This window comes from Pantoea sp. SIMBA_079 (assembly GCF_046940275.1).
Lineage (GTDB): Bacteria > Pseudomonadota > Gammaproteobacteria > Enterobacterales > Enterobacteriaceae > Pantoea > Pantoea borealis.
In genome coordinates, this window is sequence record NZ_JAWRYR010000002.1 from 13,812 (window position 1) to 29,332 (window position 15,521).

10 protein-coding genes are annotated in these 15,521 nt (G+C 55.1%); 4 read left to right on the forward strand and 6 right to left on the reverse strand.

Features of this window, described 5'->3' with window-relative positions:
- Nucleotides 1-49 precede the first annotated feature (49 nt).
- Nucleotides 50-271 carry a type II toxin-antitoxin system Phd/YefM family antitoxin gene (locus tag SB719_RS03945; RefSeq protein WP_304234490.1) on the forward strand — a complete coding sequence of 74 codons (222 nt, stop codon included), beginning with the start codon at nt 50-52 and terminating at the stop codon, nt 269-271.
- Here SB719_RS03945 and SB719_RS03950 read toward each other — a convergent pair.
- Complete coding sequence (locus SB719_RS03950) at nt 262-1,473, reverse strand: MFS transporter (protein WP_304234488.1); 1,212 nt, start codon at nt 1,471-1,473, stop codon at nt 262-264. The genes SB719_RS03945 and SB719_RS03950 overlap by 10 nt on opposite strands.
- Before the next feature lie 118 nt (nt 1,474-1,591).
- Here SB719_RS03950 and SB719_RS03955 point away from each other — a divergent pair, with 118 nt between their 5' ends.
- A complete protein-coding gene (locus SB719_RS03955) occupies nt 1,592-2,065 on the forward strand; it encodes a winged helix-turn-helix transcriptional regulator (protein ID WP_304234486.1) in 474 nt (157 codons plus the stop codon).
- A gap of 106 nt (nt 2,066-2,171) precedes the next feature.
- Nucleotides 2,172-2,435 (forward strand): hypothetical protein, encoded by a 264-nt coding sequence (locus SB719_RS03960; RefSeq protein WP_292968887.1) that lies wholly within the window; start codon nt 2,172-2,174, stop codon nt 2,433-2,435.
- 242 nt (nt 2,436-2,677) lie between these two features.
- On the opposite strand, the gene SB719_RS03965 is transcribed toward SB719_RS03960, so the two are convergent.
- From SB719_RS03965 to SB719_RS03975, 3 genes are all read right to left on the reverse strand, one after another.
- A complete protein-coding gene (locus tag SB719_RS03965) occupies nt 2,678-3,151 on the reverse strand; it encodes a hypothetical protein (RefSeq protein ID WP_292968888.1) in 474 nt (157 codons plus the stop codon).
- Between the two features lie 293 nt (nt 3,152-3,444).
- Nucleotides 3,445-5,607, reverse strand: coding sequence for a ferric-rhodotorulic acid/ferric-coprogen receptor FhuE (gene fhuE, locus SB719_RS03970; RefSeq protein WP_304234482.1), 2,163 nt, complete (start codon nt 5,605-5,607; stop codon nt 3,445-3,447).
- Between the two features lie 347 nt (nt 5,608-5,954).
- A complete protein-coding gene (locus SB719_RS03975) occupies nt 5,955-6,221 on the reverse strand; it encodes a YdgH/BhsA/McbA-like domain containing protein (RefSeq protein WP_065647606.1) in 267 nt (88 codons plus the stop codon).
- Between the two features lie 557 nt (nt 6,222-6,778).
- Here SB719_RS03975 and SB719_RS03980 point away from each other — a divergent pair.
- Nucleotides 6,779-7,399, forward strand: a complete 621-nt coding sequence (locus SB719_RS03980; RefSeq protein ID WP_304234514.1) for a LysE family translocator — start codon at nt 6,779-6,781, stop codon at nt 7,397-7,399.
- 68 nt (nt 7,400-7,467) lie between these two features.
- Here SB719_RS03980 and SB719_RS03985 read toward each other — a convergent pair whose 3' ends face one another.
- Both SB719_RS03985 and SB719_RS03990 read right to left on the reverse strand, forming a co-directional pair.
- The gene (locus tag SB719_RS03985) at nt 7,468-13,338 is read right to left on the reverse strand and encodes an autotransporter outer membrane beta-barrel domain-containing protein (RefSeq protein ID WP_412158920.1); all 5,871 of its coding nucleotides are present in this window, start codon (nt 13,336-13,338) and stop codon (nt 7,468-7,470) included.
- A gap of 582 nt (nt 13,339-13,920) precedes the next feature.
- Entirely contained in the window at nt 13,921-15,177 is a 1,257-nt protein-coding gene (locus SB719_RS03990) for a diguanylate cyclase domain-containing protein (protein WP_304234479.1), read from the reverse strand.
- Between the last annotated feature and the right edge of the window lie 344 nt (nt 15,178-15,521).

Genomic DNA, 15,521 nt, shown 5'->3' on the forward strand with positions numbered 1-15,521 from the left:
TATATTGTGCGCTTTAAAACCCACCGGACGTTTAGGGTAAATAACACCGGTGCCTGATGTTGTTCTAATCGATGCGGAAGAGGTCGGGTCGCTTATAGAAACGATCGCCCTGTTTAGCAACCCGGCGAACGCAGCGCAGATCAATGAGTCAATGACGCAAGCGGAGTGCGGTGAATTTGCCGAAGTGAACTATTACGTTTACAAAAAAGTTGCAGCTCCGGATGATTGTGATCATGCTGGCGAAAAGCAGATGATGTGCTTTCATTGCTGATATACCTTTATCCCGTAAAGCAATGCACAAACGCTTATCAGTGCGCCTGCGCAGCAGACTGCATACCACCCCCATATCGCATACAGATGCGTTGCTGTGATGGCACCCAGCGCACTACCCAGTGAGTAAAAACACATGTTGGCGCCAACCAGCCGGCTTGCCGTTTCAGGCCGGGCGGCAAGAATAGCGCTTTGATTGATCACATGAACCGCCTGAACCGCAAAATCCAGCATCATAATGCCCGCGAGTAAAAGCCACCAGGATCTCTCAAGACCTGCCAGCGGCAGCCAGCACAGAGCCAGCAGCAGCAGCGCAATAGCGCTTATGTGGGCACCTTTCCCCCTGTCAGCCCAGACCCCGGCCCTTGAAGCTGCCAGTGCACCGGCCACGCCAGCCAGACCAAACAGACCGGTTTGGGTAAGCGAGGCGGACAGGGCGGCGAGGGGTAATACCATGGAGGTCCACATCAGGCTAAAAGCGGTGAAAATCAGGAAAGTCATGATTCCACGTTGACGCAGTCGGGAGTCGGTGATGAAAAGCGCAAACATGGACTGCACAAGCGAAAGATATGAGGCACGCAACCGCGGTAAACCCGGGGCTGGTATCAGCACCGCCAGCGTAACAGTCAGCATCAGCAACAAGCCTGCGGCCGTGAAATAGACTGCCCGCCAGCCTGCAATATCAGCAATCATGCCGGAAGCAACCCGGGCAAGCAGTATGCCCAGTACAATACCGCTGGTGATGCTGCCAACCACACGGCCGCGCTGTGACGGCGCGGCGGCGGTAGCCGCCCACGCTACAATAACCTGTGCGACAACGGCCATCACCCCCACCAGCAGCAATGCGCAGAGCAGCATAATAAAACGGGTTGCCAGCGCCGCCACGGTTAAAGCCACCGCAGAAAGCAGTAGCTGAATGATCACCAGTTTTTTCCGATCGCACCTGTCTCCCAGCGGCACCAGTAACAGCAGGCCCAGCGCATATCCCGTTTGCGTGATGGCGACAACGCTTCCCAGGGAGCCCGGGGCCACATGCAGGCTTTTAGCGATCGCTTCCAGCAGGGGCTGCACCATATAGACATTTCCGACAGCAAGCGCGCTCGTCAACGAAAACAGCAGGACTGCCCGGGAGGAAAGCGTGTGGTTGTCTTCTGCTGGTATGCCTTTTTTGCCGTCTGCTGCCCCGCCTGGTATCTCAGCCATATTGCCCTCAGGTTTTAATTTGAAACCACTTTTTATAACTACCTGTATAGGTTTCTTTTTGCAACTTCTTTTCAGGCTGGATATGCTGACAGGCGTAAAACCACATAAGGACGACGCAATGGCAAAACAGAAATCGCTTCAGACCAGTGAGTGTCCTGTTGCCCGGGCCGTGGAGTCGATTGGTGAGCGCTGGTGCTTCATGATCCTTCGTGAAGCGTTTGACGATGTGCGCAGATTCAGTGAGTTCCGGAAAAACCTGGGGCTGGCAAAAAACATACTGGCAACACGTTTAAAACATTTGATTGAGATAGGTGTACTTGAGATCAGCCCTGCTTCCGATGGCAGTGCCTATAAAGAATATATTCTGACCGACATGGGTCGATCTGCCTTTCCCGTTGTGGTTGCCATGCGGCAATGGGGTGAGCGTTACCTGTATAAACAAGGTGAAATGCATTCGGTGTTGCTGGATAACGTTAACGGCGAGCCGCTGTTGACACTGGAAGTTCGTGCCTCAAATGGTCGCGTCCTTGGGCCCGCTGATTGTTACCGTAACAGCGTTATTACCGCTAAAAAAGATGAACACGACTGTTAACCCCTGTTCTTAAAACCGTATGCGTTGCCGGGGCAGGCATTTTATTTATGCCGGAACTACAGTTAACGGTGAGGTTGTCATTGACGCGTATCAGGAGGTGTATTCAGTGTTTGAACACGACGATCAGGAGAAACCTGTCATCGGAGAGGCAGCACTCAACCTTGCACTGGCGGGACAGGACATTAACCAGCAAACTTTAACAGAGGAGCTGGATTTGATGGCTGGTAACGCCGCTAACGCGGTCAGAGCGGAGAAAATCAGAAAAGCCAAACACTGGCTTAATGGTTTTTCTCAAACTGATATGCGTGAACAGGCTGGGTTGCACTTAACGATGAGAGCAGACCCGGACGACGACGGAAAACACCACTAACCGTTGCCCGGCTCCGGCCGGAAAACGACGAAGATAAGCCAGCCTCATAACGGGCGCGTCCGACGCGTACCGGCCGGAGAAGCTGTCAGGGATGACACCCGGTTGTTTATTCAGGCAAAACCTGCAGGAACGGATAAAAGGCACATAACCTGCCCTCACCCCATCATCAACGTCTTATCCTGGCCTCAGTCAGAAACCCGAGCTGCCCCGCTTTATAGTGACCCGCCAGGATCATCCTGTCATTAATGACGGTCAGAACGCGTGGCGAAAAAGACCACTGCAGCTCCGAGAGCAACAACGAGCGTATCTTCAATCAGGCCACTTCTGGTCTGCCCGATATCTGCTATGGCTTTTTTGCGTGCTGCGAGCGTGGCATAAGCCAGTGGCACAGCGGCAGAAATAGCTATCGCGGCCCCGGTTTTTTCCTCTCCCCTGGGCGCCAGCGCGGCCCCGGCAATCCCGGCACTGGCCACGCGCGCAGACAGACCCGGAAATACAGTGCGGTCCGGCGCTGACTGCATTTTGTCACCAAACAGTTCCCCTATCCCCATCGCTAACGCGCCATATTTAAATAGCGGCCGGTCCAGCAGCAGCAGCGTGCCAGAGGTATCGCGCTTCGCAAGGCGTGCCACAGCAAGCGCTGCCATCGGCGTCATTGAACGGCAGCTGGCGACAACGCCAATCAGGGCAGAATAAACAAAATGCGTTATTTTCATTCGTGATCTTCCGGATAGTGAGAAATTTATTTGTTCTTACGTTCTGCCGGGATATAAGGCAGGAACGCGCTATGTAATAAACACATTCACACGGCCACATTATCAAAACGCTTTTTACCTGCGTGCCGGGCTTTAGATTGCCGGCAGAATGCCGGTGCAGGTCCGGCTGGAATAGTCAGTATAGATGAGCGGCCTGAGCGTGCAGAAAGGAGACAAGCGTGCGGGTAATAACGGAAGCATTCAGGCATGTCTGCGTGTTGCATGCCTGAATGCGGATATTGAGTGTTGTGCAGTCAGAATTGCCAGGAGACGCTGACGTTCACATTTCGTGGCTCACCATATACGTAACTGTTCATATAGCTGTAATAGTGGCGATCAAAAAGATTATCAAGGTTGGCCTGCACGGCAACCTGCTTATTCACCTGATAGCGGGCAAACAGCGAAGCCAGCGGATAGCTGCCCTGATACACCCGTACGCTCTCACCGCTGGCGTTGGTCACATCCTTAAATACCCGATTCTGCCAGTTAACGCCGCCGCCAATGGTCAGATCAGGAATGGCAGCCAGCTGATAACGGGTAAAAAGCTTAAAGGAAGTCTGCGGCTGGTAGCTGTTAAAGCGGCCACGTTTGTCACGCGCAACGTAGCGGGTGGCACCAAACGTCAGTTGCAGATTGTCAGTCAGTGCGCCATTCAGTTCAAACTCTGCGCCTTTACTCACAGCACCTTTAGCGGCGACATAAGCCTGCTCGCTGCCACTCAGGTAGACCCCATCAAGCGCCTGACCGACATCATCCTCTTCGATACGGAATATCGCCACGGTGGCAGTGAGCAGGCCATCGTTCCAGGCAGATTTCAGCCCGGTTTCATAGCTTTTCCCGGTTACGGGTGACAGGTAACCGCCACGGGTATCGCGATAGGTCTGCGGCAGGAAAATAGCGGTGTAACTGCCATAAGCGGACCAGGTTTCATTGATGTCATACACCAGCCCTGCATAAGGCGTGGTGTTATTCTTGGTCATTTCTCCGCTGCTGCCGGTGGTGCTCCACTGGGTATAGCGCGCGCCAACAATCAGTGACAGCGGATCGGCCAGCGACAGACGTGCTGCGCTGTAAACGGATTTCTGCCGGACCGTGTCATTGGCGTTGCGATACCAGCCCTGCCACGCCGGCTCCGCTACATTACCGCGCCAGTGGTTATCAAAAATACCCATATCTGCAGCAGTGATCTCACGTGCTTCTGCATCGCTGAAACCATCCTGACTGTAAGTGGCATTGTGCTGCCGACTGTAACTGGCACCCGCCATTAACAGATGCTGACGACCAGCCAGCTCAAAGGGGCCGCTGGCGAAGCCATCAACAGAGTCCAGTTTACGCTTGCCGCGATCCATGCTGCCGTAGCCGGTCGTCCCCTCACCGCTCTCCCGATCGGGATTCCCCATCACATAGAGCAGCTTATCGCTGAACCTGTTTTCGGCATGCGTGCCGTTGATATGCATATTCCAGCCGTTATCAAAGTGATGCTCAATATCTGCAAAGACTTTACGGGAGTGGGTATTGTAGCGCGCCCAGCTGGCTGCTGAATTCAGGCTGCGATCGTAATGCGTGGTGGCATTGTTGCTGTAAAACATCGGCAAACCACCCCAGGTCGGATTGCCGGTGTTGTTATCTTCGTAGTCATACCCCAGCGACACGGTGGTGCTTTCGGAAAGATCGGCATCCAGTACACCGTAAATAAACTTTTTAGTCTTCTGATAGCGATCCAGCCAGCTCTGCTGGTCAGTGTAGCCGCTCACAACGCGGCCACGCAGGCTGCCATCGCCGTTCAGCGGAGAAGAGAGATCCGCCACATAACGCTGCTTATGCCAGCTGCCATAGCTGGCACTTAGCGTCCCGGTAGCGATTTTGCTGTCGGCATGTTTGCGCACCATGTTGATTGAAGCAGCCGGGCTGCCCGCGCCGGTCATCAGGCCGGTTGCACCGCGCACGATCTCAATGCGGTCATAAATGGCGGAGTCAGATGCTGCATCACCGTAATTCCATGCGTCGTTGACTAACGCCGGAATACCATCAAACGTAAAGTTGCTGACTTTGAAGCCGCGTGAATAGTACTCAGAGCGTTCACTGTCGATAAGATTAGTGGATATGCCGGTAACGTTGGTTAATACATCATTAACCGACTGCAAATCCTGATCCTGCATGCGCTGCTGTGTCACGACGCTAAGAGACTGCGGTACATCGCGCGGTGTCAGCATTAATTTCGTGCCTGCGCGGGTGGTCTGCACCGCATAGTTCTGGTTACTGAGCGCACTGTTATCGGCCGGATTAGTGCTGACAATCATCTCCTGTGCATCCTCCTCAGCTGCCCGGGCAGGAGCAAGAAGAGTATGTACGGTCAGTGCCAGTAATGAGATGCTGAAGAAGTTGTTGAGCCCTGATTCCCTGCTATAAAAAGCCATAAATTTTCCATTGCGCGTGGGTATAAGGTTAAGCCGTTCTGTGCTGGTTATCGTCGTTATCCGTGCAACACAGGCAGGCTGAAGCCAGCTTTATTATGCGAATGGCAATGATAATCATTTGCTTTAGCAATTCTTTAAAAGATTCCAGCGAAAATGTAACTTTTTGTAAAAAACACAGGAATCATATGGATAGAAACGGAAACCTGGCAATGACCGGGGTTTAAATTGTGTCGATTCAGGAAAAGGTGAGGCAGGCAGCAGGTATCAGCGATGATAACAGGGAGGTCTGGCGGAGCAAGTCAGGCAGGCCATCCATAGCCTGCCGCTGGTATATAACAGGCCCGCTTTTACTTGTACACGGTAGCGGTAGCTGACATCTTTGAACCTTCTTTTGCAGAGGTAATCACGTAGTATTTACCGCCCATTTCATCTGCCTTTTTAGACAGGTCAGCTTTGGCATCTGAAGGTGCAGTCTGCTCTTTCATTGAGCTTATCTTGCCCACTTCCTGATACTGGCTGGCCTGTTCTTTAGTGATCTCCTGCGCGGCTAAAACGGAGCCAGAGGCAAGTGTTCCCAGAAACAGAGCAGCAGCGACCATTATTTTACGTTTCATACATTAGTCCTCGTGGAATAAAAATTAACCGGATGTCCCTATAAACAGATAGTTCAGAATAGAAATAAAGCAACGTTATTTCAGGAGATTTTTTAATTATGCGGGCAGCCCGCTTTAACCTGCAGCCTTCTGCCCTGTCGGGTAATACATTGGCGATGCCGTAGCTGTCACTTTCTTCCTGAATACAATAGCCTGCCTGGCCGTTTCCGGCAGCATGTGCTCCGCCCGCGGCAGGAATAGCCGGGCGTTAATATATTTACTGGCTGCAAACCTTTGCCTCTTTTATTTTATTATCACTGACAACGTTTTAATTTTTTTTATCACAGCAGATCGCGGTGTCGGATATTTATTTCTGTATGACGGGCCATTACCAGGGCGATGATTATTTTCCCGGGTCGGGTAAGCAGCAGTGCGTTTTGCGCTCTGGCGGTAATTGAGCGTTCATCGCGAACGCTATATGCTGTAGATCGCCCGCTGGCCGGGAAGATGATGCTGCACACGCCTGCTGCTTAGCAGCCCGGGAGCAGAGAAAACCTGTTGCCTTAAGGAGATAAATGATGACCATGATAGATGCGCTGCTGGCATTCAGCGTTGCCGCGCTGTTACTGACTCTGACGCCGGGCCTGGATACCGCGCTGGTCCTGAGAACGGCAACGGTTGAGGGAAGAAAACAGGCGGTTCACGCGGCGCTGGGTATCAGCACCGGCTGTCTGGTCTGGGGAGCCGCCGTTGCGTTCGGGCTGGGCGCACTCATCGCAGTGTCAGAACTGGCTTATGACATGCTGAAATATTGTGGCGCTCTTTACCTGAGCTGGCTGGGCATTAACATGCTGCTGCGCCCGAGAAAGCAGCTGGCACTGGCTGACCATACCGCTAAAAATAGCGCAAACTGGTTTTTGAAAGGCGTACTCGGAAACGCACTCAACCCTAAGATTGGCATTTTCTATGTCTCTTTTTTGCCGCAGTTTATTCCGCAGGGCCACTCACCGGTACTCTGGACCTTTATTCTGGTCGGTATCCATATAGCGATCGGGACGTGCTGGTCGATGATACTGATAAGCGCCACGCGCCCGCTGGCGACAATACTGCGAAAAGAGCAGGTTATTCGCTGGATGGATCGTACCACCGGCGCCATTTTCCTGGCCTTTGCAGCCCGTCTGGCCCTGAGCCGTCGCTGAACACACTCTCAGTGGCAAATCTGCCGCAGCCGGCCTGAAGTGCTGCTCAGGCCGACTAATATCCCCGCTTAAAACGACCAGCGCACACCGGCATTGTAGTGCCAGCCGCGCGCACCGTTACCATCAATCTCTTTGCGATAATCGGTTTCAGCATAGAGGGAGACATCCCGGGTTAGCGTCGCGGTGCCGCCAAGGCCGGCATTCCACATCTGCCCGAACTTACCGCTGTCAAAACGCTGGCTGTCCGTACCGTCAGCCGTACCTGCCCGGGTCTTTGCCGTTCCGCCCCAGCCGTGATAGTAATTGACGCGCAGATAAGGCGTGTACTGCCGCAGGCTCTCATCCTGCCACGTGCGGTCCAGGCGCGCGCCGAGCCGGCCAACGGTCTGCTGGTAACGATCCCAGGAGACACGCGTCTGATCCCGATCGGTCAGGCTGTCCATATCCAGACGCTGCCAGGTCAGCTGCGCCTGGGGTTCAATACGCCATCCCCGGGTCAGCTCTATGGCGTAGCCTGACTCCAGTGACGCCGCCCAGCCGCTGCCTTCTGGCGAAGCCACCGCTTTTTGCCGCATGATGTCTGTTTCACCACGATAGCGGTTCCATGACAGCGAGCTGTCAACATAGAGGCCGCTGTTATGCTGCCACGTGCCATACAGCGCCACGCTGTCGCTGTCGAATGCAGTTGAGCTGTAGCCATCTGCCGCATGCGGACGAATACGCGTGTTGCCACGCGTCCAGGCGATACCCCCGCGCAGGCTATCGTCTGCGCCATCCAGACGGATGAGGTTGCCGCCGAGCTGTACCGCACTGTAATCAAGGTCAGCATCATAGCCGTAATTGCTCAGGCCCCGGCTACTCTGATAATGCATGTTTGCTCCCAGATAGCGAACAAACATCTCTCCGTCCGCTGCATCGGGATCGTGCTGCTGGCGCAGTTCGCCCAGCCGCTTATGCAGATCGTCAGTGATCGCCAGCGTGTACCAGGCCAGGCCAACGGGAGCAGAGATATAGGACGGGATCTGCGGCGTCACCGCCCTGCGCAGGCCGGTTTTGCCATTGCCTGACTGCGGCTGGCAGAGCACGCCGTCTGCGCAGACAAATGCGTTAGCCAGACGGTAATCGCTGAAATCATCGCCGCTGCCGCTGAGCTGACGCTGACTGGCGGCGCTGCTGCCTGGCGCAAAACTATATAAGCGATATTGCCACGGGCCTGAAGCCACATACCCCTGTTTCAGTGCAAAGCTCTGCGGAGCGGCTCTGCCTGACACCTGCGCCAGCGAAACACCCTCTGTCGCCCCGATAATTCCGTCACGGTTGCGATCCATCAGCGGCGCGCCGCGCAGTTCATCATCAATCAGCGTCGTGCCGCTGACGTTACCGTTAACGCGTAAGATATCGCTGCGGGTGGCCGCAGAGTTAAGCCGCAGCGTGCCGTTTACTGAAGTCAGGTCGCCGTTGATCGTCAGCGAGTTACCGGCCTGGCTGCTGCCGTTTGTCAGGTCCAGTGTACCGGCGTTATTCACCTGCAGCGAGGTAGCGCTGCCGCCCTGAAGCAGCGGCTGAATACCATTTCCCGCCTGCAGGGTCGAATTCGCATCAATATTGATGGTGCTGTGCGCCAGGCGAAGGTTATCCGTGAGCATCCAGCGGGTGCCGGAAAAATTCAGCGTGCTCCAGCCGGCGCCGATATTGGTTCCTTTTTTCGGATCGTCGCTGGCAAAGGAACCGCCGCGCGCCGTCAGGTCGTGCAGATTGAGCGTGCTGCCTGCACCACCGGCCGTAGTAATGTGCCGGGTGTCCTGCAGGCTGATGTTTTGAACGGTGGCGCGGTTGTTTGCACCGCTGCCCATGGTCAGGCTGCCCTTCAGCGTGCCGCCGGTAACGATCAGCGTATCTTCACCGTTACCGGTATGCACATCGCCGGTGACTCTGCCGCCCAGCAGCGCAACCACATCCCGGGACGCCCCCCCGGCCACCACCACGGTGTGTGGATTGGGTGCGGTTACGGTGCCTTCGTTGATAAAGACAGACGCACCGCCGCGCAAATCAATGATAGGCGCAACGAGACTTTGCGACGTGATATTACCCTGATTGATGACCCGTCTGGCGGTACGGGTTACCACGGCGGATCCCCCGTTAGCAGACTCAATAGCAATGGACCCCGCAGTGACAACGTCCCCTGTCGTATTCGCCCGTATGGCGGTGCCTTTACCGGGAACCGTGATGGAATAGCCCTGGCCGATAAACAGATCGTTACGCGTCGCTGAACCATCTTCATTCGCAAACAGATAGCCGGTCCCGCCTTCGCCCACGATAATCTGCGCGTAGCCTTCACCGTCAAAAGAGACCGCTGACCGGATACCGGTTCCACGCCCGGTCTCCAGCCGCACATTTTGCAGCGAGATAGCCGTTAACCCGGCACGGTTATTGATAACGCTGCCACGGCCATAGGCGCCCAGCGTAATATCACTGGCCTGAAACCACTGCGCCCCGTTATCCAGCAGCACGCCATCGGCACGCCCGCTGGCCGTGATTGTGCTGTAGCCCTGGCCATCGCCCTGAACCGCCAGACCGCCACTGTTTCCGACCCGCAGCGCGGCAATCCCGTCATCTACCTGCAGGCGGCTGCTCTCGCGCGGATAGTAGTAACCATACCCGCTGCTGGCATCAATGCCGGTGCCTGAAGCGATACGCACGCTGCCAAAGTTAAGAAACGACGCGTTGTCGTGCACGCGCGCGCCCGTGCTCTCAGGGCCGGTTAAATTCACCACGCCCTGATACTGATTGAATATCGCCGAATAGTAGCCTGCGTCGAAGGCGGTGATCTGACGACCGCGACCGGTAATGTCAGAAGCAGCATAGACGGTTGCCTGGTCACCGGCGGTTATTACGCCACTGGTGTTATTGCCGTTGAGTGCGATGGGACTGGTGACGATCCCTTCACCCCGCTCATAGACGCGCAGCGCCGCAGCGCCCCTGCCATTGACGTTATACCTGTCGGTGCGGTAGGCGTATGACGTACTGCCCGAGACCGACACACCGGTCGTATTGGCTCCGCTCAGCGTGATCGTGCCAGGTTCACGTGCATACACATCACCGCCATTGCTGACCTGATAAAGCGTCGAGCCGGCTGTGCTGACGTCAGTGCTGCCACCACTGCTGAAAATAATGCTGTCCACATCGGTGGCCTGATAGCCGATCTGGTTGTCATGATGAAACACCACGCGGCTTGTCGCGCCGCTGTTGATGATGGCGTTCTTTTCAGCGCGGGCACCGACCACATTGGCGCCATACAGATTAATGAGGCCGTTCTGGTTCAGAACGGCCTGCTCACCGCTGGCGGCCGCGCCCAGGGTTGTCTGCCGGTTGCCCGATCCGCCATAGACATTTAATGCGCCGCGGGTGGTTATTTCTGTGGTCGCGGTGCTCTCCTCCGGCGTGGCGAAACCGCCAGCGTATAAGCCGGTAGCGCCGCGCAGCACGCTGATATCCCCCCGATTGACAACCTTTGCGCCAAAGCGGGCGAGGATCCCCACTGAACCTTCTCCCCCTGAGGTGATATGACCGGTATTGATCAGCTGCGCCTGGTTTAATGCCACCAGCCCGGACTGCCCATCCGCCAGCCCGCGGATAGCCGCATGACTGGTCAGCAGCGTGCGGCTATCCGGCAGGAAATCGGCGCTGATAATGCGACCGCTCAGATCATATTTATACCCGTCAACTGTCGCAGCGCTGGCACCTTTGCCGGTCAGACGCAGCCGGGTTTCAGCGTTGAGGGTGCCCTGCGCGCCGCCTTCAATCCGCACGGCGCTGGCATACGCTCCCGCATTGAACACGGCGTTACGCGTTACGATATCGCTGCCCCGGCCGCTGCCCACGATGCCGGTGGCGCCCGGTGCATTCAGCGAGAGAGTGGTACCGCTGGCGTTAAAGTCTGCGCCGTCCGCCAGGCGGAACAGCGTCCCGTTGGGGCTGGAAGTGGCGTAGCGGCCGCTGGCGGGCAGCCGGATCCGGGCGTCCGGGCCCTGGATAAGGAAACTGATCTGATTCCGGCCTTCGCCGGCGCGCGGCACTGCGCTGGCGGCGATATCCACCTGTGCGTTGCCATCTGCACGCACGCCGATAGCCGCATCACCCTGTAAATTGATCCGTCCACGCAGTATGGCGCGCGCCTGACCGCCCTGCTCGCCGGTTACCCGGACGGCCGTGTTATGCGTGCCGCCAGGCAAGTCCGCATCACCCTTTACATTGATAGTGCCGGCGGACCAGGCGCTGGCGCTATGGTTCTTCGTGGCGAGAATGCGCAGGCCGGTGCTGTTATCACCGTTAACATTGATTGTTCCTGCGTTGCCCACCCGCCCGTACTGCCCGGCATTGAGCACCAGCATGCCGATGTTTTCCTGCGGCTGAGGCTGTGCCCGTCCGTTGATATCGATAACGCCGTTATTCAGCGTCAGCGCATAAGGTGCATTTTCCACGCGCATACCTGCGGCGTTCTGCACGCGGGAGCCGATGACAATACGGCCATTATTGATCACACTGCTGTTACCACTTTGCTGAATACCGCTGACGCCGCCGCCCAGATTAACCGCAACCTCCTGCGTCCTGTCCGTTTTGCGATTTTGCGGCGACCGTCCGATGGCGATCGTGCCTTTTTCCGCGTTAATAAAGTGCCCTGCAGCGCTTAATGTGACCCCTGCCGCTGAGCTGTTATTAACCACGTCCGTGACGCCGACATTGATGCTGCCGCGATTAACCGCACTGCCCTGATCGATCCAGATTGCGCTGCTTTCCCGGCTTTCAGATCCATTGCCGGGAGCAAGATTAATCACGCCATTATTCATGAAGCGACTGCCACTTTTTACCGCAACGGCTTTACCGATATCGCCCAGCGTCCTGCTGTCAACGCCTGTGCCGCTGGCGTTATTCAGAAAGCCCGCGTTCAGCGTGCCGTTATTTATTCCGGTGCTGCCTGAAAGCAGTGCCAGTGCCCGGCTCGCTGTACTCCCCGAGCCGGTAACCGCGAGCTTGCCATCAATAATGGCCGTAGCGCCATTGCTGGCCTGCATCGCCGTGCTGGCGTTGATAACCTCAAGCGTACGCTGTGCAGAAATTTTCACGCTGGCGCCAGGACCGTTCGCACTTAACACCGCCCGTTCGCCCACCGGCAGCCTGACTTCATCACGGCTGTTGGCGGCACCGGTGCGATAAAGCACGCGACCTGCATTAAGCGAAAACGCTTTATTAAACGCGTGGCCATACGCTTCCTGCGTAATATTGTCGTTCAGGAGCTGATTAATCAGCCAGTCATTATAATTACGCAATTCTGCAAGCGACGTTACCGTGAACGTTGTGACCCCGCCATCTCGCGTATTGACGGTAAACGTCCCGGTATAATTCACCACGCTATCTCTGCTGAGCGTCAGTTGATTATTAGCGGAAGGTGCCTCAACGGCGGTGAAAATAATACGGTTATTACTGTTCCAGTTGAGATGACCGCGCTGCACCGTGGTAAAAAGCTGGCTTTGTCTGGCCGCCATTGACCAGCGGTTTGTGGCCGAACCTGCATTTCTGTCAGGTCGCCCGATATTTATATTAAGCGTGCCGCGTGTAACTGAGGCGACGCGGGCATCAATATATTGCCGATCGTTTACAGCATAAAAGTCCTCTGCCTGTGTCTCTGTATTAATCCCCGGTAAATCTGTAAAGGCCAGGCTGTCATAAACGTGGAAGGATTTATAGCTGTTGTTCGCGGGATCGGGAATAACGATATTCAGATTTTGCTGCCCGACGTTAATACGGGGTTGCCCCGTTAGCGTATCAGTAACGATCCGGCCCGCACGCTGTAGCTCACCCAGCGTTGTGCGGGTTACGCCACTCTCGCCCGGCGTAAACTGCGGCAGCCCGGTCAGCGTCTGAACTGAACCATCACGCAAATAAAATGCACCCGCTTTATAATCATTATTTTCAGGCGTATAGGGTTTTAAGATCTCCGCCGATGCATTTAAAACCGGAAACATCATACCTTGTGCTGTAATAAGGGCCAGAAGTACAGGATTTAATTTAAACACGATATTTTCCTCAGCTGAGAAAAAAGCAAATCCTGAAAACACAACATGGCTTTCAGGCATCGGCAGAGCGTATTTATTTTGAAAATGGCAGGAAAAGTAATCGATGCGCAGACAATAACATCACGTTACTAATGCATTGTCCAGCCTGGCTTACGCTTCGTTAGCGCATAAATCAGAAATTAAGATAAAAGCCTTACGTATTAATGTATTTCACTGGAGCTAAAAAAAATAATAACTTATTAGTTATTAAATAAAATAGAAGAAATTAATGTACCGTTTTTTAACACCGCTTTTTAAGCGACCACTCAGAAAAATCACAGCCATACCGATTAACTAAATGCATAAACGCGTGAAAACTGCGCTGTGCTGTGTCATGCGCACAACCCGCGTCAGGTATCACATCAGGGATTAACAGAACGCCGCGCATGACAGCCAGGCCGGGGCCGGTTACAGATGCGAGGGCAAGCAGAAAAACTGGTATGAGACATCGCGCCGTGCTTTAGCCTGGTACATGGCGGTATCGGCCTGCTGAAGCAGTAGCTTAGCGGATGAAGTAGCAGGTCGCGCCTGGCTTACGCCGATTGCGGCTCCGATGCTTACTGCGCTGTTGCTGATGCTGATGCTGAAAGGTAGATTCAGACTGGCAATCAGACGCTCTGCAATGGCAGAAGCGGCTTTGCGATCGGGGCATCGGGCTGCCACCACAAACTCATCGCCGCCAAGCCGTGTGACTGACTCATCCGGTGCCATACAGCTTTGCAGCCGTTCACCTATCTGCTGCAGCAGACTGTCGCCTGCCGCATGGCCCATTGAATCATTAACGGCTTTAAATCCGTTTAAATCGAGAAACAGCACCGTCACATAGCGCGGGTCCTGATGCTGTGCAAGCATGCCGTCGACCTGCTTAAAAAACCAGGCCCGGTTAGGCAGACCGGTCAGCGCGTCGCGCATCGCCTGCTGCTCCAGCTGCAGCATTTTCTCTTTGTCGCGGGTGATATCCCGCGACACCAGCACAGCACCGATATTCTTGCCTGTTGAGGGATCGGTTACGCCGCAGGCTTTTGTGCCAAGCGTAATGTAGTGGCCGTTGCGATGCATCTTGTGCACTTCCACTACGTCCGGCTGTTCACCGCCGGTGAAAATAGTGTGCAGCACCGCAGCGGCGGGCGCGCGATCGTCAGGATGCAAAAAGTCGGTGACCTGCTGACCCAGCATCTCTTCAGCTGACCAGCCGATCATTTCGCTGTATGAGGGCGAAATAGAGACATAACGCCCTTCGGCATCGCAGTGAGCAATGAGATCCGTGCTGTTTTCAATCAGCAGACGATACTCAGCCGCCGTGCGCAGCGCATCTTCCAGCGCCTTACGCTGTCCGGTGACATCCAGCACGAAGCCACTGTACTGCAGGTGTGAACCCTCTGACCGATCGCCCGGCAGCCCTGACATAATAACGTGGCGCAGGGTGCCATCCAGACAATTAATGGGCACTTCAATATGAAAAGGCAACACGCGATCCAGCGCCGCAGTGAGCAGCAGCGCAATGTTTGCATCTTCATCAGCCTGGGCGATGCTGAGCCATTCGCGTAGCGTAACGCCTTTCAATGCGGGCATCAGGCCGGCGGGGCTTTCCTGACTGGCAATACAGATCCCCAGGGTGTTGGTGGACCAAACGGCGGATAAAATAGGTTTGATCGTTGTGCTCATGATAGCTGGACCTGATTTATTCTGACGATACGAAAGAAACATATAACTGATTGTGGCAGATATCCCGCTCGCCCTGCTTGCTATCCTGCACGCGCCTAAGAGAACGATAACAGTCAGAGAATAATTTTACGCCTGCCCGATTCGGCAAAACGTCGTTGTTCCTCTGACCCGATACAAAAACTGACGCAGCACAGAAGCGTTATCGGCTGACCCGCCTGCAATCTTTAATCGCTACAGAATGATCCCGGCTTACGGGCCTTGATAATCTCGCTTTACTGTACGCCGGCAGGCGCAGACGCGGGGAGGCATGACGCGCTAAAACAGACTTAGAGAAAAAACTGATG

Bases quoted from the DNA above. Each gene is read 5' to 3' on its own strand.
- SB719_RS03980 (WP_304234514.1), top strand. From the start codon at position 6,779: ATGACCATGATAGATGCGCTGCTGGCATTCAGCGTTGCCGCGCTGTTA.
- SB719_RS03955 (WP_304234486.1), top strand. From the start codon at position 1,592: ATGGCAAAACAGAAATCGCTTCAGACCAGTGAGTGTCCTGTTGCCCGG.
- SB719_RS03975 (WP_065647606.1), bottom strand. From the start codon at position 6,221: ATGAAACGTAAAATAATGGTCGCTGCTGCTCTGTTTCTGGGAACACTT.
- SB719_RS03965 (WP_292968888.1), bottom strand. From the start codon at position 3,151: ATGAAAATAACGCATTTTGTTTATTCTGCCCTGATTGGCGTTGTCGCC.
- SB719_RS03950 (WP_304234488.1), bottom strand. From the start codon at position 1,473: ATGGCTGAGATACCAGGCGGGGCAGCAGACGGCAAAAAAGGCATACCA.
- SB719_RS03990 (WP_304234479.1), bottom strand. From the start codon at position 15,177: ATGAGCACAACGATCAAACCTATTTTATCCGCCGTTTGGTCCACCAAC.
- fhuE (WP_304234482.1), bottom strand. From the start codon at position 5,607: ATGGCTTTTTATAGCAGGGAATCAGGGCTCAACAACTTCTTCAGCATC.